The 25170-nt window shown below is 64.1% G+C and carries 24 protein-coding genes and 2 pseudogenes; 4 read left to right on the forward strand and 22 right to left on the reverse strand.

Annotated elements, in window-relative coordinates; translation table 11 throughout:
• Nucleotide 1 precedes the first annotated feature (1 nt).
• A complete protein-coding gene (locus tag ACIBJI_RS34200) occupies nucleotides 2–442 on the forward strand; it encodes an NUDIX domain-containing protein (RefSeq protein WP_327097364.1) in 441 nt (146 codons plus the stop codon).
• A gap of 110 nt (nucleotides 443–552) precedes the next feature.
• Here the strand turns inward: ACIBJI_RS34200 and ACIBJI_RS34205 are convergent, their stop codons facing one another.
• The 5 genes from ACIBJI_RS34205 to ACIBJI_RS34225 all read right to left on the reverse strand — a co-directional run bounded on the left by ACIBJI_RS34205 (nucleotide 553) and on the right by ACIBJI_RS34225 (nucleotide 2149).
• Nucleotides 553–834 (reverse strand): hypothetical protein, encoded by a 282-nt coding sequence (locus ACIBJI_RS34205; protein ID WP_327097363.1) that lies wholly within the window; start codon nucleotides 832–834, stop codon nucleotides 553–555.
• Nucleotides 835–837: 3 nt separating this feature from the next.
• Nucleotides 838–1035, reverse strand: a complete 198-nt coding sequence (locus tag ACIBJI_RS34210) for a hypothetical protein (RefSeq protein WP_397087389.1) — start codon at nucleotides 1033–1035, stop codon at nucleotides 838–840.
• Nucleotides 1035–1589 carry a hypothetical protein gene (locus ACIBJI_RS34215; protein ID WP_397087391.1) on the reverse strand — a complete coding sequence of 185 codons (555 nt, stop codon included), beginning with the start codon at nucleotides 1587–1589 and terminating at the stop codon, nucleotides 1035–1037. The genes ACIBJI_RS34210 and ACIBJI_RS34215 overlap by 1 nt, the downstream gene beginning before the upstream one ends.
• A gap of 120 nt (nucleotides 1590–1709) precedes the next feature.
• Nucleotides 1710–1934, reverse strand: a complete 225-nt coding sequence (locus ACIBJI_RS34220; RefSeq protein WP_397087393.1) for a hypothetical protein — start codon at nucleotides 1932–1934, stop codon at nucleotides 1710–1712.
• Nucleotides 1934–2149, reverse strand: a complete 216-nt coding sequence (locus tag ACIBJI_RS34225; protein ID WP_329405706.1) for a hypothetical protein — start codon at nucleotides 2147–2149, stop codon at nucleotides 1934–1936. Before ACIBJI_RS34225 ends, ACIBJI_RS34220 begins: the two co-directional genes overlap by 1 nt.
• Before the next feature lie 291 nt (nucleotides 2150–2440).
• Here ACIBJI_RS34225 and ACIBJI_RS34230 point away from each other — a divergent pair, with 291 nt between their 5' ends.
• Nucleotides 2441–3670: a helix-turn-helix domain-containing protein gene (locus ACIBJI_RS34230; RefSeq protein WP_397087395.1), complete on the forward strand. Its 1230-nt coding sequence runs from the start codon at nucleotides 2441–2443 to the stop codon at nucleotides 3668–3670.
• A gap of 320 nt (nucleotides 3671–3990) precedes the next feature.
• Here the strand turns inward: ACIBJI_RS34230 and ACIBJI_RS34235 are convergent, their stop codons facing one another.
• The gene (locus tag ACIBJI_RS34235) at nucleotides 3991–4776 is read right to left on the reverse strand and encodes an alpha/beta hydrolase family protein (RefSeq protein WP_397087397.1); all 786 of its coding nucleotides are present in this window, start codon (nucleotides 4774–4776) and stop codon (nucleotides 3991–3993) included.
• Nucleotides 4777–4790: 14 nt separating this feature from the next.
• Nucleotides 4791–4943: a hypothetical protein gene (locus ACIBJI_RS34240; RefSeq protein WP_397087399.1), complete on the reverse strand. Its 153-nt coding sequence runs from the start codon at nucleotides 4941–4943 to the stop codon at nucleotides 4791–4793.
• A 253-nt stretch (nucleotides 4944–5196) separates the two neighbouring features.
• Here ACIBJI_RS34240 and ACIBJI_RS34245 point away from each other — a divergent pair, with 253 nt between their 5' ends.
• Nucleotides 5197–7005, forward strand: coding sequence for an IS481 family transposase (locus ACIBJI_RS34245; RefSeq protein WP_397087401.1), 1809 nt, complete (start codon nucleotides 5197–5199; stop codon nucleotides 7003–7005).
• 54 nt (nucleotides 7006–7059) lie between these two features.
• Here the strand turns inward: ACIBJI_RS34245 and ACIBJI_RS34250 are convergent, their stop codons facing one another.
• The 15 genes and pseudogenes from ACIBJI_RS34250 to ACIBJI_RS34320 form a co-directional block, all read right to left on the reverse strand.
• Entirely contained in the window at nucleotides 7060–7536 is a 477-nt protein-coding gene (locus ACIBJI_RS34250) for a hypothetical protein (RefSeq protein WP_397087403.1), read from the reverse strand.
• Nucleotides 7537–7728: 192 nt separating this feature from the next.
• Nucleotides 7729–8268 carry a GNAT family N-acetyltransferase gene (locus tag ACIBJI_RS34255; RefSeq protein ID WP_397087405.1) on the reverse strand — a complete coding sequence of 180 codons (540 nt, stop codon included), beginning with the start codon at nucleotides 8266–8268 and terminating at the stop codon, nucleotides 7729–7731.
• Nucleotides 8269–8286: 18 nt separating this feature from the next.
• On the reverse strand, nucleotides 8287–9267 hold the full coding sequence (locus ACIBJI_RS34260) for a phosphotransferase (protein WP_397087407.1): 981 nt from the start codon (nucleotides 9265–9267) through the stop codon (nucleotides 8287–8289).
• 1017 nt (nucleotides 9268–10284) lie between these two features.
• Nucleotides 10285–13581, reverse strand: coding sequence for a protein kinase (locus ACIBJI_RS34265; RefSeq protein ID WP_397087576.1), 3297 nt, complete (start codon nucleotides 13579–13581; stop codon nucleotides 10285–10287).
• Between the two features lie 297 nt (nucleotides 13582–13878).
• Nucleotides 13879–14407 (reverse strand): annotated as a pseudogene (locus tag ACIBJI_RS34270) (3-oxoacid CoA-transferase subunit A); the annotation flags it as partial.
• Nucleotides 14408–14484: 77 nt separating this feature from the next.
• A pseudogene (locus ACIBJI_RS34275) lies at nucleotides 14485–15173 on the reverse strand (integrase core domain-containing protein); the annotation flags it as partial.
• Nucleotides 15174–15804: 631 nt separating this feature from the next.
• Nucleotides 15805–15996, reverse strand: coding sequence for a hypothetical protein (locus ACIBJI_RS34280; RefSeq protein ID WP_327100340.1), 192 nt, complete (start codon nucleotides 15994–15996; stop codon nucleotides 15805–15807).
• A 149-nt stretch (nucleotides 15997–16145) separates the two neighbouring features.
• A complete protein-coding gene (locus ACIBJI_RS34285) occupies nucleotides 16146–17114 on the reverse strand; it encodes a fumarylacetoacetate hydrolase family protein (protein ID WP_327100341.1) in 969 nt (322 codons plus the stop codon).
• Nucleotides 17115–17163: 49 nt separating this feature from the next.
• Entirely contained in the window at nucleotides 17164–18180 is a 1017-nt protein-coding gene (locus ACIBJI_RS34290; protein ID WP_327100342.1) for a cyclase family protein, read from the reverse strand.
• 53 nt (nucleotides 18181–18233) lie between these two features.
• Nucleotides 18234–19406 (reverse strand): alpha/beta hydrolase family protein, encoded by a 1173-nt coding sequence (locus ACIBJI_RS34295; RefSeq protein ID WP_397087410.1) that lies wholly within the window; start codon nucleotides 19404–19406, stop codon nucleotides 18234–18236.
• A gap of 46 nt (nucleotides 19407–19452) precedes the next feature.
• A complete protein-coding gene (locus ACIBJI_RS34300) occupies nucleotides 19453–20286 on the reverse strand; it encodes an SDR family oxidoreductase (protein ID WP_396960266.1) in 834 nt (277 codons plus the stop codon).
• Nucleotides 20287–20338: 52 nt separating this feature from the next.
• Nucleotides 20339–21583, reverse strand: coding sequence for an NAD(P)/FAD-dependent oxidoreductase (locus ACIBJI_RS34305; protein WP_397087412.1), 1245 nt, complete (start codon nucleotides 21581–21583; stop codon nucleotides 20339–20341).
• Nucleotides 21580–21795, reverse strand: coding sequence for a ferredoxin (locus ACIBJI_RS34310; protein WP_329407963.1), 216 nt, complete (start codon nucleotides 21793–21795; stop codon nucleotides 21580–21582). The genes ACIBJI_RS34305 and ACIBJI_RS34310 overlap by 4 nt, the downstream gene beginning before the upstream one ends.
• Nucleotides 21796–21813: 18 nt before the next feature.
• A complete protein-coding gene (locus ACIBJI_RS34315) occupies nucleotides 21814–22368 on the reverse strand; it encodes an aromatic-ring-hydroxylating dioxygenase subunit beta (RefSeq protein ID WP_329407961.1) in 555 nt (184 codons plus the stop codon).
• Nucleotides 22368–23744, reverse strand: coding sequence for a Rieske 2Fe-2S domain-containing protein (locus ACIBJI_RS34320; RefSeq protein ID WP_397087414.1), 1377 nt, complete (start codon nucleotides 23742–23744; stop codon nucleotides 22368–22370). The genes ACIBJI_RS34315 and ACIBJI_RS34320 overlap by 1 nt, the downstream gene beginning before the upstream one ends.
• A 558-nt stretch (nucleotides 23745–24302) precedes the next feature.
• On the opposite strand from ACIBJI_RS34320, the gene ACIBJI_RS34325 reads away from it, so the two are divergent.
• Nucleotides 24303–25163 (forward strand): ornithine cyclodeaminase family protein, encoded by an 861-nt coding sequence (locus ACIBJI_RS34325; protein WP_397087416.1) that lies wholly within the window; start codon nucleotides 24303–24305, stop codon nucleotides 25161–25163.
• The last annotated feature ends 7 nt before the right edge of the window (nucleotides 25164–25170 follow it).

A 25170-nucleotide genomic window follows, 5' to 3' on the forward strand; every position in this document is an offset into this window, starting at 1 on the left:
GATGGTCGAGACAACACTGCTGGAGAAGTTGACGCGGGAAGCCGACCGTGACGAGGTGCAACAACTCGTCGTGGGCGCCGTCGTCCAACACAGCGGAAAGATTCTGCTGTTGCAACGCCCCACTGACGATTTCATGGGTGGGATCTGGGAACTTCCCAGCGGCAAAGTCGATCCCGGCGAATCCATCGACCAAGCCCTGATCCGGGAAATCAAAGAGGAGACCGGCCTCGACGTCACCGCCATCCGAAACTACCTGGGCGACTTCGACTACCAGTCCGGCAGCGGCAAGAAGAGCCGCCAATTCAACTTCACCGTCGAGGTCGCCAGTACCGACACAGTGCAGCTGACCGAACACGACGCGTACACATGGACCAGCCTGGCCGAGGAACCACCGGTCACAGATGCCGTGAAACAAGTCCTGGCGCGGTATCGGGAGATCTGAACGGGCACCGGGCAATTCGGCTGCGCAAAGGGGCGAAACTGAAAGTCTCATGAGCCGCCAACAGCCCGCTCCGGAAACGGAGCGGGCCACGTTGACGGTGCATGTCCGAGCTACTGGTCATCTGCGGCGTCATCGATCACCGGCATCACCTCAGTGTCGTCATCTTCGCTCCACCACCGCCGCGGCCTCGCCAGCAGCGATGCACTCGTCGACACTTCGTCACCGAGCTCGTACTCGTCGGACTCCCACGGATCGTCCCTACTCGACACGTTCCCTACAGCGTGCCGCCCTTGTAGCTCGGTTGTCTTCCACCAGTAACCCAACCGGAAGCACAACACCGCTGTGAAGACGACTGAGCCGCTCCACGGGATGGCGACGAGCAGCGTTGGCATCGTTCAGGATTCGTTCTCGCTCAGGAGCAGATACGCCGCCTCCGCATGCACCACGCAGTCATCCGGATGGTGGTAGCGGTGGATCTCGAGGAGCTGGCGAGCACGCTTAGGGGTGAGTTCCATCAGGTGTACCTGACACATGTACTCCGCGAGCACTCCCTCGGCTTGAACGAATGTCCTGTGGCTGAAGGAGTTCGTCATCAGCACTCTGCCTCTTCGGGCGACCCATTCGCCTGCGGTCTGTCAGACTCGTCGCTGGTTGGTCCTTCCGGCCGAATCGTCTTCGGCGGAAACACACCCCTGGCCTTGTCCGGCAACCGCACCCGTCCAGCCCGCACATCGGCGACCAACCGGTCGAGCGCTTCGATCTGCCGATTCAGTTCCACCGCATCGTTTTCGGCGTGAGCGGATTGGTCCTGCCGCAGCGCCACCAGCAGGTACTTCCAACCCAGCCAGGCCACCATCTCGCCATACGACGACGGATTCGTCGGTGCGTCAGCGTCGACCGTAATCCCCCTGACGTGCCCTCCCGCTTCGCGGTCGATCAGCCACGTCAGCAGTGAAAGGTGCTCCTCAGCCGGGACGCCCGTGTTGCGGCCATGCTCGTAGACGTGGCGCCAGATGCCGATGTACTGCCGAGCACAGCGCATGAGCACCGTGCCGGGTTCATCGACGCTCGCGAACACCCGCAGGAACGGCCCCGCATCCGGCAGTGGCTGGTCAGGCCGAGCCTCAACCGGTGGGGCTGAAAACAACGCCGCTCTGTTCAGTGAGAGCCCGAATACAAAATGATCTGGTGGTTGATGGTCAGATGGCACAGTGCGCGTCCCTTCACATTTCGCAGACAACTGGTGCTCGATGGTTGGCCAGTGCGGTCAGTCCCAAAGTTCGCCGCACGGCAAAGGCGGCAGATCGACGCGCACATCGTCATCGACCGTGACAACGAATTCAGGAAAGCCCTGGGCCAGTTCATCGGCCACATTTTGGGCTTGTTCGGCACTGGCTTGGTAATCCAAGTTCAGCGCTCCGAATTCGATGTGGATGTGGCGAATTCGACGCGGCGGCGATGCGACATGCGACTGATGTGTCGTCACCACCATCACCGCAGTCTGTTCGGGGCTAGAACCATCCGATCGGCGTCGACCAGGATCTGCTGTGCGGCAGCCTTGCGCGGGCACTGCTTCGCACGGCAAGCAATATGGATCTGCATAATCTCGTGCGCTTGGGCAACTGTGAACGGCAGCATCGGCGCCTGATGGGCACCAGCGTCGCACAGGGCGATGAGTTGGTACATGGCAAGAGAATTCGTGGGCATCGTCCATCCTTCTTCCGGTGCAATAAGCAGCAAGGTCAGGCGGTACCCGGCACCGGGGGCTTTCGCCACCGGCCCCGGCTCACAGGGGCCAATGCGCCGCCCGAGGCGGTAACGGCGTCGGCCCGGTGCCGGGCACCGAAACCGACCGTAAAGCCGCCAAAACGCCAGGTGGGCGCGGAAATTTAGGTTTCCATTTTGTTTATACGAAAACCCATATATTCTGCGGGGGAATGGTTTTCAGGTAGACAGCTTGGGCAAATCAGCCGACAATCGGGGACGCTGGATATGTATATGACAACCGGCGACGTCATCCGCCGGATCAGGAAATCTATCGGGATGACCCAGACAGAGCTGGGAGAGTTGCTCAACTTCTCTCAGCCCGCAATCTCGGGCTTGGAGCGCGGCGGCCCCGCCTCACACGACGTCCGTGTCCTGCGACTCGTCGCACGCGCGCTTCAGGTTCCGCTGGCCATACTGGTAGTGGAGTCGGACGAGGAGGCAGACGTGGACCGTCGCAACTTCTTCAGAGCAGGGGCACTCGGGGGCGCAGGCGCTGCCATGGTCGCGGCGAACGTGCCAGCCCACGCTGCGTCATCCGGGATAAAAGTCGGCGCCAGCGACGTCGCTCAAATCACGGACAGTATTAACCAGATTCACGAGTTGGATCTCGTTGTTGGCGGTGACCGACTGTGCCATCTGGCGGCTGGCCAGGCTCGCTACGTCCAGCAGTTGCTCGACAGCGGCAGCTACAACGAGGACACCGGCAAAGCGCTGGCCACGGCCACCGCAGAGATGATGACCGCCGCAGGATGGGTGCACTACGACGCGGACCACCGAAACGCCGCCCGCCGCTATTACGCCGACGCAGCCCAGAAGTCCGCCGCAGCAGGCGACGGGATCGCCACATCGCACGCATTGCTCAACGCCAGCATTATCGACCTGGATACCGACGGGCTGGAAGAACTTCCCGGCCGTCAGCCACGCCCGCAGGACTCGGTACATCTGACACAGGCCGCGCAGGATGCCGCTCGTCGCAGCGGTGGCCCGAAGGTGCGCGCACTGACCACTCTTCGCGAGGCACAAGCTCTGGGTGCCGCTTCTGACAAGCCAGCGATGGAGAAGACACTTAGCCGGGCACACCGCGCGTACGAGTCCGGACGAGGGTATGACCCCGATTGGGTATGGCTGCCCGAAGCGGAGTTCAACGGGCTGACCGGCATTTCATACATGGGAGCCGGTGACTACAACCAGGCCGTGGCCTATCTGCAGGAGGCTATTGCCGGTACAGCACAATGGCCCCGTGAGCGAAGCGTGTGGCAGTTGGAGCTTGCCCACACCCACATCAAGGCTGGCGATGCTGCCCACGGCTGTTCGCTGCTTACGGCGAACTTCAACAGCATCAGCGGGGTTGGGTCCGCTCGATTACAACGCAAGTTGGATGCAATCGCGACTGCGGTACGGCCGCATGCCGCAGTTGCAGAGGTGAAGCAGTTCCTGGGGATGCGCGCAACAATCGCGTAATCCGGACGCACTGAGATCATTCCGACTTTGTCGGAGGGGCTGCACCACTCTCGTCCGGTCACCGATCACGCAGCCGTAGCCGATCCGGGAACGATCCTCCAGCACGCAGTCCGCCCCCAGCGTGGTGCCTTCGTTCACTACTACCTGGTTGAACAACAGGGTGCGGTCTCCGATCACGACAGGTTCGCCGATCGTGTGCTGCCCGCGTTGCGCGTCTCGGATACGGGCTTCCTTCGGATACCCGAGCGTGCACTGTTCCCCGACGATGACGGATTCGCCGAGTCGGATCGGCGTATACAGTTGCGAGAGCTTTACGCCCGTCACGACATCGACTGTTCGACCAGCCAGTCGACGGTCGTGCTGATCGCTTGGTCTTCGCGTGCCCGGGAGTCGAATCCGTGGTCCGACCCGGCAATCGTGTGCAGTGTGGTGTGTGATCGTGATCGCGCGGCCTGGGCAGTGACGTCATACGACACTGCCGTGTCGTGGTCGCCGTGCACGATCAGCGTCGGCACGTCTGCGGCATGGAAATCATCCAACGGCTGATAATGCGCGAACTCGGCGAACAGGACACGACCGAGCTGGAACTCACCGTCAACGAGCAGAAAACCGTTGTCGGCCAGACATTTCTGCCCAACAGCGCCGAAATTCTCCTCACCCCACGCCAACTCCGGAACCAGAAACGTACGCCGCAGATCCAGCACCGGATTCCACAGCACCAGCCGATACAGATCATCGAGCCACGACAACGACATTGCCGTCGATACAGCACCGAAGCTCGCCGCCACAATCGACATTCGCTGCCCAGCGAATCGCTCGCGGACCGCGGTCACTACGGCCTGCAGATCCAAGCATTCACCGGCGATCGTCACCCCCTGCTGCGTTCCACCGCTCGCACCGTGCCCTCGGAAGGAGAACCGCACGACATCGAACCCCTGCGACACCAACTGCTGCGCCAACCGGACGAACATGCCCCCGCCCTCGTCCATGTCCACCGTGATGCCGTGCACCAACAGCACCACTCCTAATGGGGGCTCGACCGGGCAGTGGTGGAGCGCGAAGTCCAGCCGGATACCGTCCACAGAACTCAGTTCGAGGCGTTGCACCGGTCAGCTCCCCTTCACTCGGCCCCTGGCGTCGACCACAGGCTGTCCATCGTCTCGTGCGACACCGCCGCGTTCAGCTCGCCCGCCGACGCGAATGCCATGTTGACAATCGTGCGTCGCCCGCGCCGGATCGGGTGCACCCGATGCAATGTTGTGTTCGTCCGCATCAAGTACACATTCCCCGCGCCGACACTCAAGGTGTGTACCACTCGATCCTGCACGAGCCGGGCTACCTCTGGCTTCGCCTTGTCCCATACCGTGTCCGGAATGCACTCCACGAACCCGCCATCGTGGGTCGGTGGACATTCCGCCACCCACACCAATGCGAAACTGTGTCGTGTGAAGGCTCAGGACCTCTTGGGCTTTCGGTTCTCGGGACCTTTTTGACAAATTCGGCGTGCGTCGTGATGCTGACTGGTCGTGCCGAGTGGCGAGTCGACCGAAGACCGGGATTGGTTGGTAGAGCATCGTTTTCGTGCTGTCCTGGAGGTCTTGGACGGATCCGCGGTCAGTGAGGTGGCCGTGCGGTACGGCGTGTCTCGACAATCGGTTTACAACTGGAAGGCCAAGTACCAGGCAGGTGGGATCGAGGCGCTCCGTGCGGTATCGAGCCGCCCTCGGACGAGTCCGACCCGAGTATCGGCTGATGTCGAAGCGCTCACGTGTGAGATGCGGCGCGCGCATCCGCGGTGGGGCGCTCGGCGAATTGCGTTCGAGCTGGCCAGATCCGGAGTGACCGCGCCGCCGTCACGGGCGACGGTACATCGTATGTTGGTGCGCAATGGCCTGGTCCGGCGCCAGGAGCAGCAGCATCGACGCAAATACAAGCGGTGGCAGCGTGAAGCGCCTATGCATCTGTGGCAGCTCGACCTCGTTGGTGGGATCTTCCTGAAAGACGGTCGTGAGTGCAAGATGCTGACCGGGATCGATGATCATTCCCGGTTCGTGGTGATCGCCTCGGTGCTCGCGGTGCCATCCGGGCGAGCGGTTGCCGATGCGTTCCTGAAAGCGATGCGCATCTACGGCGTGCCCGCAGAAGTGTTGACCGACAACGGAAAACAATTCACCGGCCGCTTCACCAAACCCCGCCCAGCGGAGGTGCTGTTCGAACGAGTCTGCCGCGAGAACGGCATCACAGCACGGCTGACGAAACCGTTCTCACCAACGACAACGGGCAAAATCGAGCGGTGGCATCAGACCCTGCGTCGTGAATTGCTGGACCCGTCAGGGTCGTTCGAGGATCTGCCATCGGCGCAGGCAGCGATCACGGCATGGGTGCACGCCTACAACCACTCGCGCCCGCATCAAGCACTGGACATGCAGACCCCGGCGACTCTGTTCCGGCCCAACGACCAGCCCGAACCGCTGACTATCACCCAGATGAGTGCCTCACCGCACGAGGCCAGCATGGACACGACCACCGGCACGGGCACGAGTTCCGCCCCAGAGGAAGCGGGTTTGGTGATGCCGTCCTCGGAGGGGGCGGTGGAGTTCGACACAGTCGTGCCGCCCAGCGGGCAGATCGCTGTGCTCGCACCGGTGCAGCGAGCGCGGGTTAGCCCAGATTTGGCCGGGCAGGTTGCGCATGTGTGGGCAGACCAGCACAGCGTCCATGTCCTCATCGGCGGCAAATTGATCAAGACCGTGCCGTCCAACCTCACCGCGGACGACCTCCACCAGCTGACCATGCGCGGCGCCCAGCCCGCTGGCTCACCACCGGCCGCGGCGGTTGCTCGACACGTCGACGAACTCCCGGCCGGGGCGGTTATCGAACTAGAGAGATCTGTAGACGGCAGCGGCACAACGGGACTCGGCCAATATCGCGTCAAAATCGGATCCGAACTCGCCGGTCGAAAGGTCCTGCTGCGCCTGGATGGACATCTGCTCCACGTCGTCCATGACGGCGTGCTCGCGAAAACGCTCCCGGCGCCGATGCCAGCCGAAGAACGCACCAAACTTCGCGGAGCACGCATCGCCAACACCCCGCTGCCACCACCGAAACCCGGCCCGATCAGCGTCCAACGGAAAGTCCCCCGCGACGGTGTCGTCATGGTGGCCCGCCAGAACCTGAGGATCGGCCGCACCTACGCCGGACGGATCGTCACCATCCACGCCGAGGACACCCACTTCCGCGTCACCTGTGATGGCGCAGAAATCTGCATCCACCCCCGCACCACCGACATCCCGATCCGCCGCTGGAAAGCCAAGATCCACGCCCCGAAACTCTGACCGCCGCAGTCCACCGTGTCCTGAGACCTTCAACCTGGTGCTGAGCGTCTCGCGTCAACTAGGTCCCGAGACCTCACACGACACGAAACTGTAATCGTCCCAATGCCATCCATGCGTATCACCAGCGTCCTCCAGCCTGGTGATCACGAACTGCTCGGGCTCGTACGGACACCGAAATACTGGTTTCCCGGCCACGGCCGACAGCAGCTGTGTTGTCGCCGCGGAATCGTAGATCGCCTCGATCACCGAACCGTTGCACGCGATATTGACCCGAGTCACGTTCCGCATCCGCCGCGGCGTGTATCCGGTCGCGGCGAGAACGAGATCACGCCGGACACCCACGTGCTCTACCAACCGCAGAGCTTCTGAGGCGACCGCCGACCGCAACTGAGCAGGAATCAACCGTGACACCACGGCGTAGCCGGTGCGCTCAAACTCCTTGCGTGCCATCGTGATCCCCGCATCATCAGCCAGTGCCTGAGCGCCCCACCCGTCCAGTTCGTCCTCCGACCACACCCATCGCTGATCCACCAACAAGTCCCCTCCACACGTTCGGTAGCCGTACATCTGCCGCCACGCATCATCCAACCATCGCGGTGCCCGGCAGCGTGATTGATCGACGAGTACGGCCGCTCAGGTGGGGATACTTCCGGTACCCGTGAAAGTCGCATGGGGAGGCGCGAAATGCAGCGAAGGTCGCCAGCAGCTGATGCGAGATGGAATTCAGTCGATCCAGTAGCGGCGGATGATGGTGCCGTCGGAGTTTGGTTCGACCGATTCCAGGACGCCGCCGCAGGATTCGATGATTCGTCGTGATCCAAGGTTGTCGTTGTCGCAGGTGATGAGCGCGCGGTCGATGCCAAGTGCGCGGGCGATCGTGAGACTGTGACGCAGGATTGCCGTGCCGTAGCCGCAACGCCGATACTGGGCCAGAACGCCATAGCCGATGTGACCACCCCTGCGGCGTAACGAGTCGTTTAGGGTGTGCCGGATCGACGTGCGACCTACTATCTGGTCGCGTGCCGTGGCCACCAGATACGTGGCGGCGACGACGCCGTGAGGCAGATTCAACCCCTGCCGCTGGTCCTCAAGTGCGGACACATACTGCGACCACGCCACGTCCTGGGCCAGTCCCAAGGCGAACGAAAAGCCCTCGTCGGACATAGCCTGATGCGCCGCGCGGACGACATGCTCGTCCGATATCCGCAATGGACGCAGCCGAACCGCCTCCCAGGGAATCGGGGTTCGCGAAACAGGCGCCATGAGTCCGAACCGTAGCCATCAACGTGTTTGTCGTCGACGGATTTTCGCGGTTCCGCGCCTACCGCCCGGTGGCGTGATTCGCCTGGTCAGCCATTCTCGGGCGATGCGGGCCTTTTCGGCTTGGTGGACGCGCAGATTTGGAGACCGCGGTGGTGCGGGTAGTCGACTGTTGCGTGCCCAGTAGCCCGACAGCGCGCACACGAACGCGGTAATAGCGGCGGGGTTGGTGTCAGCGGTGACTGGATGGGTGGCGAGGATGGGTTCGGGATCGATGCCGCTGGCGAGAAGCGATGGCATCAGTGAGACGAGGTCGACCCACGCGGCGCCGCCGCATGGCCATGCCCAGTCCACCACGACCACGCTGCCGTCGTCGCGGTACAGCATGTTGTCCGGGCGAAGGTCGGTGTGCAGCAACGTGTCACCGGCAGCCAGATCCGACCAGGTCGCTTCCAGCGCGGCCAGCCGGTCCAGGTTGCGTAGCGACCACCGGTCGAGATCGACGGGCGGACCGTGTTCGGCGAACTGGCGCCAACCGGTCAGCTCCGCCCCGTAGGACTGTTCGATTGTGGGCATGTCGGCGAGCGGGTTGGGCGTCAACACCACCGCCAGCTGCTCGACAGCGTCCAACACGGCAGCCAGTTCGTTAAGGCGATCGAGGCGAGGATGACGACCAGGCACAGCTTCGAAAACGGTGACTACCCAACCGGCCGTCTCGATCGAGAACAGCACCGCAGGCGTCGGAACCACAGCAGGTAGACGGGACACGGTATCTGCTTCGATCCGATGCCGGACCGCGAGAGTGTCATCGCCATGGATAGCCTTCACGAAAACCGTTCGGCCGTTGTCCAATTCGACAAGCACGGCCATGCCGTGGCTGAACCCGCCAGACGGAACCGTCACCATCCGAGCTCGATCACCCAAGCGCGGCTCGATCGCCGCGCGCACTGGACCGGGCAGCTGATCCCAGCCAATCCGATACGCCGCCTGCTCGTGTGTCATCACACCATGCTGGGTTTCACACCACTGCAGATTCCACTCATTTTCGGACGGCGTAGAAGTCAGTCCCTGAACGCATTCGCTATCACCTTTTGAAGGCCGGACCATTCCGACCAGCAACCGATGCTCAGATCCGTCGTTAATTCATCTGACAGACCGTCGTGCAGCCGTGATCTCGACGCGATCCATCACCAGGCAAGCATGGACCGTGAGCGTGAACGGCACCGAGACGACTCCCATCGTGCACGGGAATCGGCCCTGCGGGACCGCTACACCGACGATTGGCAGCTGAAAACCGACCGGTCCCGTGGCGGATGCGCCGGTGATCACGGTGACTCGACTGGCGAAATGCCCCAGCGTTGTGCGGAAGAAATTGGGATCCACGGGGCCGACCCGATTGTTCGCCGCTGCCGTGCCGACTCGCTGCACGTGTGCAGGCTGCGGCGGAGGCTAATTCGTAGAGCCGACACGCGTCGAACATGACGGCGGCTTCGCCCAGCGGGTATCCGAGGCCCGCGGCGTCCAGTTGGCGTGCGTCGAAATCCACTCCGGCATTGGTGGCATCGTGGATGTAGACCGGCATATCCGGAGTCCGGCAATTGCTGCAGGTCGGAGTCGACGACGTCGGCGGCACTCTCATGGACGAGAACATCAGGCCGCCGGCGCCGCCCACGGCCAGCGACTCGATGAAGCCGAACTGGCAGCGACGGTCGGCGAACTCGGCAGGCAGCTGACCCGGCGCACCACACTCTACGACGTCCTCGACCCACCCCACGCTTTGCGGCCCACGCTGCTCTCCCGGCAATCGAGATGGCATTCGGCATGAAAACAGCAGGCCAAGACGGCCTCGTCGGCATCAGTCCCGGCGGCACCCCGGGCTCGGCTTCATCGGCATGGCTTTTCTCTGGACAGTCATTCGCGCTTCGCCCGCTCCGAGGACGCGTACAGAGTGGCCGGATCACCCGGTCGGCGTGGGGCGATCTCGCCGATCGTTCAAAGGGATGACCCAGTCCGACACCTTCAACCGTGTGCGGGTCGGCTCCGCTCGGCGACCCAGGCGGCGATCTGGGCGCGGGAGGTGAATCCGAGTTTGGTCAGGATGTGTTCGACGTGTCCCTCAGCGGTGCGCAGCGAGATGACCAGGCGGGTGGCGATGGCCCTGTTGGTCAGGCCGTCGGCGACGAGGTCGGCAACCTCCTGCTCCCGTCTGGTCAGCTTCGCCGGATCAGCAGCTGCGGCCCTTGGTTGCTCTCCGAGGGCGTAGTCGGTCGCGGAGTCGAGATCGAGTGCGGCGCCTTCGCGGTAGGCGGCCTCGAAGGATCGCTGGCCGAGCGTGCGACGGACGGCTCGCTCGCAGTCCTCATGGTGGACCGCCAGGCCCGGAAACAGTATGGAAGAGCCGCCAATCGCCTGAGATAGTGCCTGCGCGGCGCCCAGCAACACCGAGGCGCGCCGCGCGCTGCCCTCGGCGCCGACGACCCAAGCCAGACCTTCCAGGGCTATCGCGGCCATGAGCAGGTCTTTCTGTTGCCTGGCCAGCTGCAACTCCTGCCGCAGCAACTGTAGCGCACGGTCGCGATCACCCTGGCGCCACGCGGCAATCGCCGCCCCCCACAAGGCATATGACCGATGTGCGGATTCGCCGTGGGATTCGATGATCGCGAGGGCCTTCTCGAAGTACGAGAGAGCTGCTGCGCTGTCCTCCCGGAATGTGTGCACCCATCCGAGCCCGAGCAGGGCCCAGACCTGCCCGTAGACCTCGCCTTGTGCAGTGAACGTCTCGAGGGCCGCCTCCGTGGGAGCGCGGGCGCGCGCAGAGTCAGCGATGCGGACCGCGTGCAGACCTTGGGTGAGGTTCGCGAACGCGTGCACGATCGGATGCTCGGTCTGTTCGGCGAGCGCCCGCGCCTGCATGACCAGTGCGGATGCTGCGGGGAGATCATCCTGGGATTCGGTCACCAGGCTGGCGCGCCACAGTGCCTTGGCGCGTGCGGGCGTGGCAGTGGCGGGTGCGCCGGCGAGGGCGCGGTCGAGCCAGTGCCGAGCCTCACTGAGCTGGCCTCGGGAGAACCAGAACAGTTGCAGGGCTGCCGCGAACGACAACGCGGCGTCGGATCCTGCTCGGGTGTCGGTCAGGCAGAAGTCCAATGCCTCGCGCAGGTTCGGTTGTTCGCGGTCGAGGCGGGCGATCCAGTCGAGTTGTCGAGAGCTGATCCAATCGGCCTCGGCGTCCTCGGCGAGCTGCCGATACCAGTCCAGGTGCCGGCGCCGCAATTCCAGGTATTCGCCGGCTTCGTCGAGTTTGTCGCGGCCGTAGTCACGGACCGTCTCGAGCAGCCGGAACCGCACCACCGACTCCGACTCCTCGCGATTCAAGATGGACTTTTCGACCAGGGCGGTGAGCACATCGAGCAGATCCTGTGCTCCGAGGTCGTCTCGACACACCTGTTCGGCGGCGTCGAGTTCGAAACTGCCGGCGAATACCGACAGCTGGGCCCACACCTGCTGTTCGGCCGGGGTGCACAGCGAGTGACTCCAGTCGATGCACCACTGCAGGGTCTGCTGGCGGCTCGGCGCGCTGCGGCTGCCGCGGGTGAGCAGCGCGTACCGGTCGGTGAGCCGTTGCAGGATCTGTTCGGGTGACAGTGCTGGCAGCCGGGCTGCCGCCAACTCGATGGCCAGCGGCAGCCCGTCGAGGTGGCGGCAGATCTCGGCCACCGCGGCGAGGTTGTCCTTGGTGAGCGCAAAGCCGGGCACCGCGGCGGCGGCTCGTTCGACGAACAGGCTGACCGCGTCGTAGCGGGGCGCACCCCGCAGCGACGGTTCCCGATCTGGATCGGGAACCGTCAGCGGCCGCACCCGCAGTACGGATTCCCCGCCGATGCCCAGCGGCTCGCGGCTGGTGGCGAGGATCCGCAGCCCCGGGCACGCCCGCAGCAGAGTCTCGGCAACCTTCGCTGCCGCATCCACGATTTGTTCGCAATTGTCGAGCACCAGCAGCAACTGCCGTGGCGCCAGATATTCGATCAGCACATCGAGCACCGACTGTCCCCGCGGACGCAACCCCACAGCGGCAGCGATCACCCCCGGCAGCAGGCCACCATCGTGCAGCTCGCTGAGCTCGACCAACCACACCCCGTCAGTGAAGTCGCGTCGCGCACCGGTCGCGACCCGCAACGCCAGCCGGGTCTTGCCCACCCCACCGATCCCGGTCAACGTCACCAGCCGCGAGCTCGCCAGCAGGCTCTTGGCCTCGGTCAATTCGGCGCGGCGGCCGACGAAGCTCGTCAGCTCCAGAGGAAGAGACGCCTGTGCGCTGACCCACGAACCAGACGGTGCGGGCCCCCGAACCGGCGAGCGGCCGGTGGCAAGTGGAATCAATGGAATCGGGGTTCTGTCTGGCTGCTCGGCACCCGTTGTGATCCGCACCGCCATCTCATCGACCGGCCACCCGCGCTCGACCTGCAGTTGCTGCAACTGCTCGCCGAAGGCCGCCGCGGCGGGCCGCTGCTCGGGAGCGCGGGCCATGGCATGTTCGATTGCGGTCGAGATCTCTTCGTCGATGCTGTGCTCGCGCAGATTCGGCGTCGGCTGCGTGGTGATCCGCAGAAACTGGGCCACCATCTGCTCCCCGCTGCGTCGCTCGAACGCCGCATGCCCGGTCAACGCGGCGAACAAGGTAGCGCCCAGACCATAGACATCGGCCGCCGCGGTCGGCTGTTCTCCCGCCAGCACCTCCGGTGCGATGAACGCCGGCGAACCCGTTACCGTGCCCGTGGCGGTACGAAATCCGTCGGCGATACGCGCGATCCCGAAATCGGTCAGTGCCGGCTCACCGTAATCGGTGATCAGGATGTTGGCGGGCTTAACATCCCGATGCACGATGCCGAGCCGGTGCGCGGTCTCCAGCGCCCCGGCAACCTTCACCCCCACTTGCAACGACTCCTGCACCGACAGCGGACCGTAACGACGGATTCGGGCGTCGAGGGAATCCTGCGGATAGTAGGGCATCACCAGATAGGGCAGACCGGATGCGGTGGTGCCGACCTGCAGTACTGCCACGATGTTCGGGTGCCCGGTCAGCCGGCCCATCGCCCGCTGCTCCCGAACAAACCGCTCCCGGTTGCCCTCCGCGAGGTCGGCCGTCAGAACCTTGACCGCCACAGTCCGATCCAAGGCCGTCTGGGAGCACCGATACACCACGCCGAAGCCGCCGCGACCGATCTCCTCGGCGTCGGCGAATCCAGCTTCCGCCAGCTCCACCGGGACCGTGGAGATCACCTCGCGCTGAGTCTTGAACGAGTCGATTTCACCCATATACAGGTCCTGCTCGATGGTGTACCTCAGCATATAGCGCCAGACCAGTGCAGTGGCGTCGCCCTTGGCCCCCGTATCTGCAGCCAACTGAGGGTCTGTCCTGACCTGCAATATTTTGGGGCACGCGTGTCGGCAAGAGTGCTAGCTGGTGGGGTCGATTCCCGCGGTCGGGCGGGTGCTTGGCGGGTAGTGGCCGATGATCCCGCTGTTGGCTTTTCCGCAGGCGCCGTTGGCGAAGTTGATCCATGGTCCGGCACCGGCCGACCCGCTCGTTCGGGTGCCCGACCGCGATCTCGTCTATGTGGAATCCGTCGACGAGGCAGTCGCCGGAATCGACGACGGCGCAACGGTTCTCGTCCCCTGGACGATGGTCGACGCGGCGGCCGTGGCCATGACGGGGCCGAAATTCCGGGCGGTCTTGCGGTAGACCAGGTTGCCCAGGGTGTCGGCGCGATGGGCGCTGATCAGTGCGACATCACCCTTGATCGGGTATTCGAGAACGTATGTGCGCCCGTCGATTTCGCGGGTCTCCTTGCCCTCGGCCAGCGGTGTGCCGACCCCGGTCGGGCAGAAGAACGCACCGATGCCCGCACCCGCCGGCGCGCATTCGCTCGGCGAGATTGCCCTGTGGGACGACCTCAAGTTCGACCTCGCCCGCGCGGTACAGCGTGTCGAAGACATACGAGTCGGTCTGTCGTGGGAAGGAGCAGATCACTTTCCGGACCCGACCGGCCTGCAACAGGGCGGCCAGCCCGACCTCACCGTTGCCCGCGTTGTTCGAGACGATGGTCAGATCCTTCGCGCCCTGGCGGATGAGCCCGTCGATGTTGATTGTTCAGCAGCAGACTCGGTGATCGCCGTGGGTGCAGTGTTGGTAGCAGCCGGCGTCGCATCCTTTCGTGTGCGGAACAGCGTCACCGGGGAGGCCATGCCCAGGGACTGATGTGGGCGTTGGGTGTTGTAGCTGTGCACCCATTCATCGAGGGCGGGCTGCGCGGCTTCGATTGTGGCAAATGGCCCCACTTCGTCGAGCAGTTCGCGTCGCAGCGTTCGGTGGAACCGTTCGATCTTGCCGGTGGTCGTCGGTGATCGCCGTTTCGTCAGGCGGGCGCTGATGCCGTGCTCGCGGCAGGTGCGCTCGAAGAGCACCTCGACGGGTAGCGGGCGGGTGAACCTGCCGGTGAACTGCTTACCGCTGTCGGTGAGGACTTCGAAGGGAACGCCCCATCGCCCCATCGCGGCGACGAACGCTGCGCACACGGCCACACCGGAAGGCTTCTCGAGCACGGTGGCGACGACGATGAATCGTGAGTGGTCGTCGATCCCGGTCAAGATCTTGCATTCGCGACCTCCTACCAGAAAGATCCCTCCGACCAGGTCGAGCTGCCACAGGTGCATCGGAGCTTCGCGTTCCCACCGCTTGTAGATTCGTTTGTGTTGCTGTTCTTGAGGATTGATCAGTTCGTTCCTGGTAAGGGCTCGGTGGACAGGGCACGATTGCCGAGTTCCTGTCGCAGCTCGTGCGCGATGCGGCGTGCTCCCCACCGGCGGTGCTGTCGGCGCATCTCACAGACGGACGCTTCGATCACGGGGTGCGTGCGGCGCACAGCATGGTGGCAACGATCGCGACCGGGACAGCTACAGTTCCGCTGGGTGATTGCGCGTGAGGCTCACCGGTGATGGTGACCTCCGATGTCGGGACGCCTCCGGCAAGGGTGCGCGCTGCACTTCCATCGGTCCACCCGAGGCTGTTAACTTGAAGATTCTGGGATCGTATCCCCCGCAGGGTTCGACGGACCTGCGGAGTTGGCCACCGTGGCGGTGAGGTCAGGGGGTTTCCCGCGTCGTCGGTAGCGTCAAGTCGACCCTGCGGCGAGGACGTTCACCAACTCGTCCGCCCATTCGGCGTCGATCGCTGTGCGCCGGCAGCCCGGCGCCAGAAGACAGCCGCGGTGGCGGTATCCGGCATCGATCGAAGTTGTGCTTCCGCTATGCCGTCGCCTCGAGCCGAGGCGCCGCGTTGTCGTTACGGATGACAGGGAACAGGTTGGGTCAGGTCTTCATCCCTGCCGCGGCGGGAGTCATGTTGTCCAGCACAGGTATCGGGGCAGCGTTCGTCACGACGGGAGCTTTGTTGTCCGCCGCGGCAGCATCGACGTGGCGCGCTCATCCTGACACCGCCGCACCCAGAACCCGCATCGAGAAAGACTGGGCAAGTACAACTCAGCCGTTTCCAAGGTCGAAGTCGAGGCTTTCCACCAGCACTCCGAATGCACGGTCAGTCCGGCGCTGCAGCCTCTTCCCGGCCCAGTAGTCATAGTCGAATGGGACGTAGGTCGACGCGAGGCCCGCAACACCCTCCGCGATGTACCAGCCGACCTCCGCGATCAGCCATATGGTGTTGGATTTCGTCATCACGTAGCTACCTCAATTGTCGAATGAGTAATTCGGTGAGTTGGCGATGGGCCGGCGCGACCACGACGCCAGGAATGCAGGCTCGACGACAACGTCCATGTCAAAGGCTCTGATGATCTGAATGTCCTGCCGGCCCACCGTGCTCGAACTCAGTTGCGGCGCTGAGCTTTCCAGTCGTGTCGACGTGCCTCGCGGATCGCCGGCGCTTCTGGGCCCGGAACGACGGTGTTGCGGATCGTGCCGAGTGTCGCGACGGTCATCTCGACCACGTCGCCGGGCTGGAGTGGCTCCGGCGTGCGCGTACCGGAGCGACCCCACAACTCACCGAGACATCCGCCATTGCCGAGGGTTCCGGATCCGAGGACGTCTCCGGCCCTGACCCACGTCCCGCGTGACGCTTGGGCCAGAAGTTCGTCGAACGACCAGCTCATGTTGCGCAGGTTGTCCCGGCCGATGACTGTGCCGTTCACCGACACAGTCCCGTCGAGGTCCAAGAGGCCGTCGGCAGTCAGAAATGGATCGAGTTCATCGGCTGTGACGAGGAACGGGCCGAGCGTGGTAGCGAAATCCTTGCCCTTGGCCGGGCCGAGGCCGACCTTCATCTCCCCGGCTTGGAGGTCTCGAGCCGACCAGTCGTTGAAGATCGTGTAGCCGAAGATGTAGTCCCGAGCCTCTGCCGGTGTGACGGACGATCCGTCCCGCGACACGATGGCTGCGACCTCGAGTTCGTAGTCCATCACCTGGCATCCCGGTGGCACGGCTACGTCGTCATGGGCACCGATCATCGCGTAGGGATTACTGAAGTAGAAGACTGGTCTCTTGTACCACTCGGGCTCGACTTCGGCCGCAGCCGCCATCGATCGGCCGGCCCCAACGATGTGCTCTTCGAAGGCTGCGAAGTCGCGCACTGTGGGGGGCTCTATCGGCGGGAGCAGCCGCACCGCAGTGAGATCGACGGGACGTCTACCCAGTGCGGCGGCCCCGGCTTCGAAGGCGACCGGGAGTCCGGCGCGAACAAGCTCGAGGATCGTGGTCTGCCGGTCGAACGCGTGCAGGCCGTCGTCGCTGGCGACGCCGGTCGTGACCTGACCATCCTGAACCCACGTGGCGAAACGCATGGGTGAAGCTCCTATCGTGTTGGTACGCGGGCTCAGCCCGCCGGTCGAGTCACTTGATCGCGACGGGGTTGACCGGCGCACCGACGGCGCCCGTCACCGGAATGGGCGCGGCAGTCAAGAAGAAGTCGAAGATCCCGTCGGAGGCGCAGTCTGCGGCAAGCTTGTCGAGATCCCACATCTCCCCGATGAAAAGCCCCATGTGCGGGATCACGACCTGGTGCAGCGGTTGGAAGGCGTTCTCGAATTCGTTGGGGCGGACTTCGAAGCCCCACGTATCGGTGGCGATCGCGGCGACCTCCCGGTCGTGGAGCCAACCCGCGGTCGTGAAGGACAACCCGGGGGCGGCACCGCCGGCGTAGCTGCCCCATCCGTCGCGACGGACCCGGGACAGCTGCCCGGTGCGGACGAGCATGATGTCGCCACGCCCGACGACGGACGATTCCCCCTGCGCGGAGATGGTGTTCTCCAGGTCCTCGACGGTGATCGCGTAGCCGTCGGGCAGCTCCCCGTCTTCCCTGAGCGCGCGACCCACGTCGAGCAGCACGCCGCGCCCTGCGATGCGGTCGGCCACGGTCTCGATGCCCGTCAGAAGATCGCCCTCGCTGGTGACGACCTTGGACGCGGGACGTCCGTTGTAGGCGACACCGTGGTCGAAGATGTGGCCCAGCCCGTCCCACTGGGTGGAGGCTTGCAGCGGCATCACCACGTAGTCATCGGCACCGCCGAAGCCGTGCGGCATATCGGGTTCACCGAACTCAGCATCGAGGCCGCTGACCAGCATGGTGTGCACCGGGTTGTTGCGCTTTCGCCAGCCGTGCTGCGGGCCGTTTGCGTCGAAGCTCTGGGCGAGCGAGAAGGCAGCGCCCCGACGAATTCTGGAGGCACCCTCGACCCGCTTCGCGTCATCGAGGAAGTTCATGGTGCCCAGCACGTCGTCGTCGCCCCACCGTCCCCAGTTCGAGCAGCGCGATGCGGCTTCGGCGATAGCGTCCTCGGCGGCGGGACTGTAGAAGGGACTGTTCGTGTCGACGTTGCGAGTCTCGGCAACGGCGTTGGTGTCGGGCATGTGGGATCCTCACCAGATTGATGGGCGGACAATGCAATCGGCTGGCTTGGGTACTAACCAGTCGGTTGCGGGACCATGGCCGCGAAGGTGTCGGTGACCCAATCAGCGATGTAGGCGCCGACGTGGGGGAGGTGATCGATCCCGATGTGCTCGGCACCGCCCTCCTGCCGGGTGAAGATGCGAAGGTCGCGAGAGGGTGCGTTCACCGCCTGCTCATAGGACCGGTGCGCGTACTCCAAGGGAATTTGCCGATCGTTCTCGCCGTGCACGATCAGGAACGGCACCGTGATCTTGTCGACGACGCCATCGAGGTGAATCGAGTCGGCGAACTCGATGAACTCGTCGAGATCGTCATAGCCCCAGACCCATTTGACATGGTCCCAGTAGTGCGGCACCGGGTGCTCGCCCTCGCGGTCGAGCCGACGCCGCTGCACGGCACCCCAGTTGTGGTTGGCTCCCCAGGCGACGCACAGGGCGAAGCGCTTCTCGAAGGCCGCGACCCGGGGCGAGTAATAGCCGCCCAACGACCAGCCCACGACCCCCATCCGGGCGGTATCGACATCATTTCTGGCCGTCAGCCAGTCGACGACCCAGCTGGCCCAGGTCTCGGACTCGCGGCGTGCGATCAGACCTTGTAGCCGAAGCGCCTCCCCGGAACCGGGTTGGTCGAGCATGAGACACGAAATACCCCGATCTGCCAACTCGGCCCAGAATCCCGAGCAGTACATGTGCTCCTTGGTCGAGTCCAGGCCGTTGATGAGCATGATGACCGGCGCCGGCCCCTCCGAGGTCGCCGGCGCCGCTGAGAAGTAGGCGGGCAGCGTCGTGTCCTCGAATGGGATGGCAACCCGGGTGATGCTGTGGTCTCGGAGATCGAATCCCTTCTGTGCCAGCTCGAGCACCCGGCGGTAGGTGGGCACGCGGTCGGGGTGACCCGCCGAGAGCATCCGCTCGGCGGTGCACAGATAGTTCGCGGCACGGGCGTACATCCCGCCGGCGGTCCGGTCGTGGCCCGCTTTCTCTTCGACCCGGGCCAGCTCGACCAGCGCATCCGTGAGATCAGTCCAGACACGCAGGAACTCGTCCGTGCCGGCATCACTACCGGCTTTCGCCGCTTCGAGCAACGGGCGGCAGGCGCGGTCGATCTCGTCGATCTGGCCGCCGGAGTTCAAAGCGCCCACCACGGACAGGTTCCAGACGTAGTTGCCCGGGAAGTATTCGAACATGAGTCTCTTTCTGTTGCTTGCAATCTCGGTGTGGTGGGTGGGGCGCTTAGGCGCCCGGCATCGTGGCCATCAGTTCGCCGGTGCTGATCAGTGCCCGGTTCAGAGCACCCGAATCCGCCAGTACCGTCTGCCCGGTCATGACCCTGTTGTGTCGTGACGCCAGGAATGCGTAGAGCGGGCCGTACTCCTCTGGAGAGGGCATGTGCTGAAGCGGAGCGAGCCACTCGAATTGCTGCCGGAAGGCGTCCGCCGGGATGTCGGATTGTAGGGAGTCCTGTAGACCGAGGGCGGCAGGGCCCCGCAATTGGCTGTTCGCGATGCCGCTCGGCGCGACCGCGTTGACGCGAACCCGGGGTGCGAATTCGAAGGACAGCTGATTGACCAGGGCGCGGATGGCCCCCTTGCTGGCGGTGTAGGCCACTCCTCCCCCGTCAGCGGCGAACGCCGCCTGCGAACAGGTCAGCACGACAGCACCCTCCTCGGCGTCGAGCAGGTCGAAAAAGATCCGTGCGGTAAGGGCGTAGCCCTTGACGTTGACGGCGAAGATTTCGTCCAGGAGGGTGTCGAGACGTTCCACCGGGATGTCGGCCAACCGCACGTTGCCGTCGTAGATGCCTTGGGCTCCCACGATGGCTGTCAGCCGGCCGAAGCGCCCGACGACCTCGTCGCGGCAACGCGTCAGGTCAGCAATGCTGCGGACGTCGCCGTGTACCACCAGTACGTCGTCGCCGAATTCGTCCTGGAGCTTCGAGACCTTTGATTCGTCGTACTCGAACAGTGCCAGCGTCGCGCCCTCGTCCCGAAAGTACCGGGCGATGCCGAGCCCCAGGCCGGAGCCGGAGCCGGTGATGAGAACGACGTGGTCATTGAGCAGTTGCATTTTTTTGCAGTCCTTCACGGGATGTGGTTTGCGCTGGGGCTGCAGACACCCATCAACGGGCGGCTGAGCGTGCCAGATCGGGGTTTGACGCGTGCGCGAGATCGAGGGCGTCGTCCCAGGTGCCGCCCCTCGCGAGAAGCTTGCGATAGCCGCGCAGCGACCGTGACAGCCCGCTAGCGAAGACGGCGTGGAATTCACCGTCGCGGCCGAACAGGACCAGGAATTCATCAGTCATCAGCGATCCCTCCGCGACGAAGATCTCGTCACCGGGGGCCCGCCGCCCGTAGCTATGGAACCGGCGTCCGAACTGATCGCTCCAGAAGTAGGGCACGCCGCCGAAGGACTCTTCGGTGCCGCGGGCGATGTTGAGCCCGACGTGCCTGCCCTTCTCGACGGCGTGTGTCCAGTGCTCGATGCGCAACGGCTCGCGGAACATGGGGTGAGCGGAGCGGGCGACGTCACCGGCCGCCCACACTCCGGGCACGTTGGTTTGACCTGCCGCGTCGGTGAGGACGCCTCTGTCCAGCGCGACACCCGAGTCGAGAAGCCAATCCACTTCGGGGTCGACCCCGATGCCAACGACTACGTAGGGCGTCTGATGGGTCGAGCCGTCCACCAGATGAAGGGTGTAGGCGCCCAGTTCACCCGTCACGGACGTGACGGCACTCGACATCTTCAATTGCACACCGTGCTTGGAGTGCAGGTCGGAGATCACCTGGCCGAGCTCGGGCCCGACGATGCCGTCCATGGGGCGCTCGGTGTCGTGCACAACCGTGATGGACACGCCGTGGGCACTGAGTCCAGCTGCGATCTCGAGCCCGATGAGCCCCGCGCCGACGACGGTCACGTCTCCGTGGCGGGCAGCGGCCCGTCGCAGGGCCCGGAGATCGTTCGGTGTGCGGAGCACCGGAAGCGCTTCACCTTCGACCGTCGTAAGCACTCGCGCGCGACCACCACACGCCAGAACCACGGCGTCCCATGGCAGCGTCTCACCGTAATTGGTGATCACGAACTTGCGATCGATGTCGAGACCGACTGCTTGGTGCCCAAGCAGAAGGGTGATCCGGTTCTGCCTGATTCGCTCTGCTGAGCGAATCTCGAGGAGCTCCGGCTCGCCCTGCCCGAGCAGTAGACCCTTCGATAGCGTCGGACGGTCGTAGGGATGGTGCAGCTCTGAGCCCAGGACCGTGATCGGACCTTCGAACCCGCCTTCACGCAGTCCGTCTGCGGCCGCCAAGCCTGCTGCTGACGCTCCGACCACGACGACGTTGTCGGTCTCCTTCAGTCCGGCGGTCACGTCGGACCGGAACCTTGGAAAATGGCTTGGGCCGGGCACGCCCGTACTGCTTCCTCGAGGTCTTCGACGTCATCGGGATCAACCTCGTGACGCAGCAGGACCGCCGACGGGGCGTCTGGCGGGATATCGAAGACATCGGGCAAAATGCTCGCGCAGATCCCATAGGAACGACACCGGACGCTGTCTAAGCGGACGACAGTCTGGTCACTCATTTTGAAGCCATCCTTTGCTCACAGAAACAGTCCGAGGTTGGGAGTTGCGATCGAAACTTCGGTCAAGAGGATCTCCCGGCGCAGTAGTCGTGGCCCGTCAGCCGTAATACGGAGTTCGTCGTTGCGCCGGTAGGGGATGAGGTCGAAGTGCGGATCGATGCCCCGCTGGCGATACAGAAGCACGGCGCTCGAGACCGAAATGACGTCGTCTCGGTCGGTTGGTCGGGCCAAGACCGACCCGACGAGACGCATGGTGCGCGAGGGCGGAATTTCCGAGTAAGCCTGGGCAGTAGCCAGACGATCGATGCGTAGACGTACGTGAGCAAGGGTGTCGCGGACCCGAAACGCGGCGCGATTGACCTCGTCCGATCGCTGTTCGGTGGCCTGCCTGATCGGGATCACGTACAGCAGTTCGGGATCCAGGAGCTGGTACCAGTCTTCCTCGTGAGCTTCGTCCAACAACTTCGATTCGAGAGCCAAGAACTGAGTCGCAATGTTCTGCAGTTCGGGGTCCGCCAGGGGGCTTCGGTGGGCAGCTTGGGGCGCGTGCTCGGTGGTCTCGATAGCGGTCATCACGAGGAGCGCCCTTCGGTCGTCGTGGACGACGAGTCGCCACGCATGACGGCAAGCCAGTGCTTGTAGAAATTCAGTGGACCTAATTCCCCGAAGCCGGTGGGCCGCTTGATGCCTGGACCGTGATAATCGGGGTCCGGCGTGAGGTCGACCGTGGTCCGACCGGCCTGCTCGAAGTTGAAACTCAAATTTTCGCGTTGCATCCACGCGCTCTTCGCCGCGCGGGCGGAACCCTCCCAGGCGACGGTGTCATCCGCTTCGAAGGTGCCGGCGGATCCGAAGAGCAATTGGCCTGTCACGTAGGAATCGAGCTTCTCCTCGTCACTCTGGCAATCCCAGACGAACTGCCAATTCCACAATTCCATCTTGCCCGGGGCGAGGGGCTGCCACACCCGGATAGAGGTGACGACCGACGGAGGGCCGCCGGGAACCGTAGGGGCGAAGGCGCGGAGGTAACTGAGGTTCGGAAAGATGTTGCCGATCGTCGGCGGGTTGGTCTCGAGGACGTACCGCTGAGCGTCGTCGAGGACCGAGAGATCGAACTGAGCGACAGTTTCCGGTGAATAGCCCCACAGCGGCATGCCGATTTGCGCCCACGGAAAACCGAGTGTCGCGTGGCCGCCGCCGAGATCGTACGAGTGCATCATCTCGGCGTTGGCGCTTGTACCCTGGATCATCCCCACCTCTTCGTTGCTGAAGTGCAAGGTGTCGACGTGGTAGGCATCACCGGAGAAGTTTTCGGCACCGGCCTTCCAGTCCGCGTTGATCTGATACCGCTCGGGCGGGCCGGCCACCTTCATGCCGCCGGGTGCCAAGTTCACCAGGACGTCCAGCATCCAGCCTCCCCCGCCCAGGTACTCGTCCAGCGAGGGACCTTCTGCGGCCAGCGACGCGAAGACGAAGCTGGACCGGACGTCGACCCGTGGGGCCCTCTTCAAACCCCATTCCTTCGGGTCCAGCCGCGTTCCGTACGCCTCGCGCATGTGAGGCGTGCCGACGAGGTCGCCGTTGTTGGAGTAGGTCCAGCCGTGGTATGGGCACTTGAAGAAGCGCGAATTTCCGGAGTCGGTTTGGCACACCTGGGTGCCGCGGTGGCGGCAGTAGTTGGACAACACGTTGATGTCACCCTTGCCATCGCGCGTGACGATCACGGGATCGAGGCCTATGCGGCGCTGGACGAAGTCTCCAGCGTTGGGGATTTCGCTCTCGTGCGCGACAAAGACCCAGCAGGTGCCGAAGACTTGGTCCATTTCAGCGCGGAAGATCGCCTCGTTGTTCCAGATCTCGGCCGGTACCCGATTCTTCTCGAGCTCCGTCTCGACACGGTCGAGGATCGGCGTGACTTCCGACGCGAGGGTGGGTGTGATGACAGTCATGTAACTCCTTACAAGCACCGGGCGGACCGATATGACGCCAGTGATAGTTGGCCCATCGTATGACCGCGATCACAGTGGTTGGCCCATCGTATGACCGCGCTCACAGTGTCGGAAGGCGTAACTTTCGATGCCCGACAATTGATGGCATCGATGGAAGACCACACTCGAGCCAGCGCCAAGAGAGGCTCGGATCCACGCGCGGTATCGATGTCGTCGATGGTCGAGCATTCACGGAAATTGTTTGTCGCGAATCGCAGGTCGTCTTAACGTGACGTTGGCGCAGCGGATCTCCCGCATATCCGTGTTCGCGGGACGCCGAGACCCCGATGAGGTGGTTCCAATGAATCGATTCGAACGCATCAGTCATGCCGGTGGCAGACACGTTGCACGCTCGGCGCACCTCCAGGCGCGCACGCTCAACCTCAGGGCCTCCGCCTCATGACGCTATTACTCGACGACCAGGCCGTCCGAGATTCATTCGGCTGGGCACGGGCAATCGAGGCACTTCGCGCTGCGTACGCCGGCGATGTTGCAGACTCCCGCTATCCGGAACGGTCGATGGCTCGCGGTGACGGCAGCTGGCTCCGGACTCTCACCGGGGTATCGGCCGACAACGGTCTCATGGGCGCCAAACTCATTGCGGCGTCCATGAAGACCCGTCAGGTGTCCTACCTGATCCCCTTGTTCGACGAGCACACCGCTGAGCTCGTGGCTCTGATAGACGGTCAGTCGATCACCGGATTCCGCACCGCCGCGACCTCGGCGGTCGCCGCTGACCTCCTGGCGAGCCCCGGCGAGCTCAATGTGGCCGTAATCGGCTCTGGCTTCGAGGCCAAGAAGCACCTCCGCGCCATAAAGGCAGCACGCGCCCTGTCCGCGGTCAGCGTCTGGAGCCCCCGTGCGGAGAGCCGGTCTCGGTTCGTCGCGGATCTGGATGATCTGGAACTGCCCCTGAGCGCTGCCCAAGATGCCGAGAGTGCAGTCGGCGCAGCCAACCTGGTGATCTGTGCGGCCCGTTCGCGCGACGAGTCACCCACCGTCCGTGGTGCGTGGCTCCGGCCCGGAACCACCGTTGTCTCCGTCGGATCGACCCTCCCCGAACAACACGAGGTCGACGTCGAGCTACTGGATCGCGCGGAGCTCATCGTCGCTGACATGGTCGATGAGGTTCTGCACGACACCGGGGATGCATTGGCAGCCAAAGCAGCCGGCGTCGATCTCGGGTCGAAGACCATCTCGCTGGCAGACCTCGTGGCGGGCCGGCATCCGGGCCGCACGAGTAGCGACCAAATCCTGGTGTACAAGTCGGTGGGCTCAGCCGTGCAGGACATCGCCGTCGCAGCCATGTGTCTGGCCGAGGCCCGGCGCCTTGGACTCGGAGTCCCGCTCCCCATCTCGATCCCCCTCGTCCAAAAATAGAGGCGCA

Source organism: Nocardia sp. NPDC050408 (assembly GCF_044458905.1).
Taxonomy (GTDB): Bacteria; Actinomycetota; Actinomycetes; order Mycobacteriales; family Mycobacteriaceae; genus Nocardia.

Excerpts from the sequence above, each read along its gene's own strand:
- ACIBJI_RS34200 (WP_327097364.1), top strand. The coding sequence starts at position 2 with ATGGTCGAGACAACACTGCTGGAGAAGTTGACGCGGGAAGCCGACCGT.
- ACIBJI_RS34205 (WP_327097363.1), bottom strand. The coding sequence starts at position 834 with ATGCCAACGCTGCTCGTCGCCATCCCGTGGAGCGGCTCAGTCGTCTTC.
- ACIBJI_RS34210 (WP_397087389.1), bottom strand. The coding sequence starts at position 1,035 with ATGACGAACTCCTTCAGCCACAGGACATTCGTTCAAGCCGAGGGAGTG.
- ACIBJI_RS34220 (WP_397087393.1), bottom strand. The coding sequence starts at position 1,934 with ATGGTGGTGACGACACATCAGTCGCATGTCGCATCGCCGCCGCGTCGA.
- ACIBJI_RS34225 (WP_329405706.1), bottom strand. The coding sequence starts at position 2,149 with ATGCCCACGAATTCTCTTGCCATGTACCAACTCATCGCCCTGTGCGAC.
- ACIBJI_RS34230 (WP_397087395.1), top strand. The coding sequence starts at position 2,441 with ATGACAACCGGCGACGTCATCCGCCGGATCAGGAAATCTATCGGGATG.
- ACIBJI_RS34240 (WP_397087399.1), bottom strand. The coding sequence starts at position 4,943 with ATGCGGACGAACACAACATTGCATCGGGTGCACCCGATCCGGCGCGGG.
- ACIBJI_RS34255 (WP_397087405.1), bottom strand. The coding sequence starts at position 8,268 with ATGGCGCCTGTTTCGCGAACCCCGATTCCCTGGGAGGCGGTTCGGCTG.
- ACIBJI_RS34260 (WP_397087407.1), bottom strand. The coding sequence starts at position 9,267 with ATGACACACGAGCAGGCGGCGTATCGGATTGGCTGGGATCAGCTGCCC.
- ACIBJI_RS34265 (WP_397087576.1), bottom strand. The coding sequence starts at position 13,581 with ATGGGTGAAATCGACTCGTTCAAGACTCAGCGCGAGGTGATCTCCACG.
- ACIBJI_RS34280 (WP_327100340.1), bottom strand. The coding sequence starts at position 15,996 with ATGACGAAATCCAACACCATATGGCTGATCGCGGAGGTCGGCTGGTAC.
- ACIBJI_RS34285 (WP_327100341.1), bottom strand. The coding sequence starts at position 17,114 with ATGCGTTTCGCCACGTGGGTTCAGGATGGTCAGGTCACGACCGGCGTC.
- ACIBJI_RS34290 (WP_327100342.1), bottom strand. The coding sequence starts at position 18,180 with ATGCCCGACACCAACGCCGTTGCCGAGACTCGCAACGTCGACACGAAC.
- ACIBJI_RS34295 (WP_397087410.1), bottom strand. The coding sequence starts at position 19,406 with ATGTTCGAATACTTCCCGGGCAACTACGTCTGGAACCTGTCCGTGGTG.
- ACIBJI_RS34300 (WP_396960266.1), bottom strand. The coding sequence starts at position 20,286 with ATGCAACTGCTCAATGACCACGTCGTTCTCATCACCGGCTCCGGCTCC.
- ACIBJI_RS34310 (WP_329407963.1), bottom strand. The coding sequence starts at position 21,795 with ATGAGTGACCAGACTGTCGTCCGCTTAGACAGCGTCCGGTGTCGTTCC.
- ACIBJI_RS34315 (WP_329407961.1), bottom strand. The coding sequence starts at position 22,368 with ATGACCGCTATCGAGACCACCGAGCACGCGCCCCAAGCTGCCCACCGA.
- ACIBJI_RS34320 (WP_397087414.1), bottom strand. The coding sequence starts at position 23,744 with ATGACTGTCATCACACCCACCCTCGCGTCGGAAGTCACGCCGATCCTC.
- ACIBJI_RS34325 (WP_397087416.1), top strand. The coding sequence starts at position 24,303 with ATGGCTCGCGGTGACGGCAGCTGGCTCCGGACTCTCACCGGGGTATCG.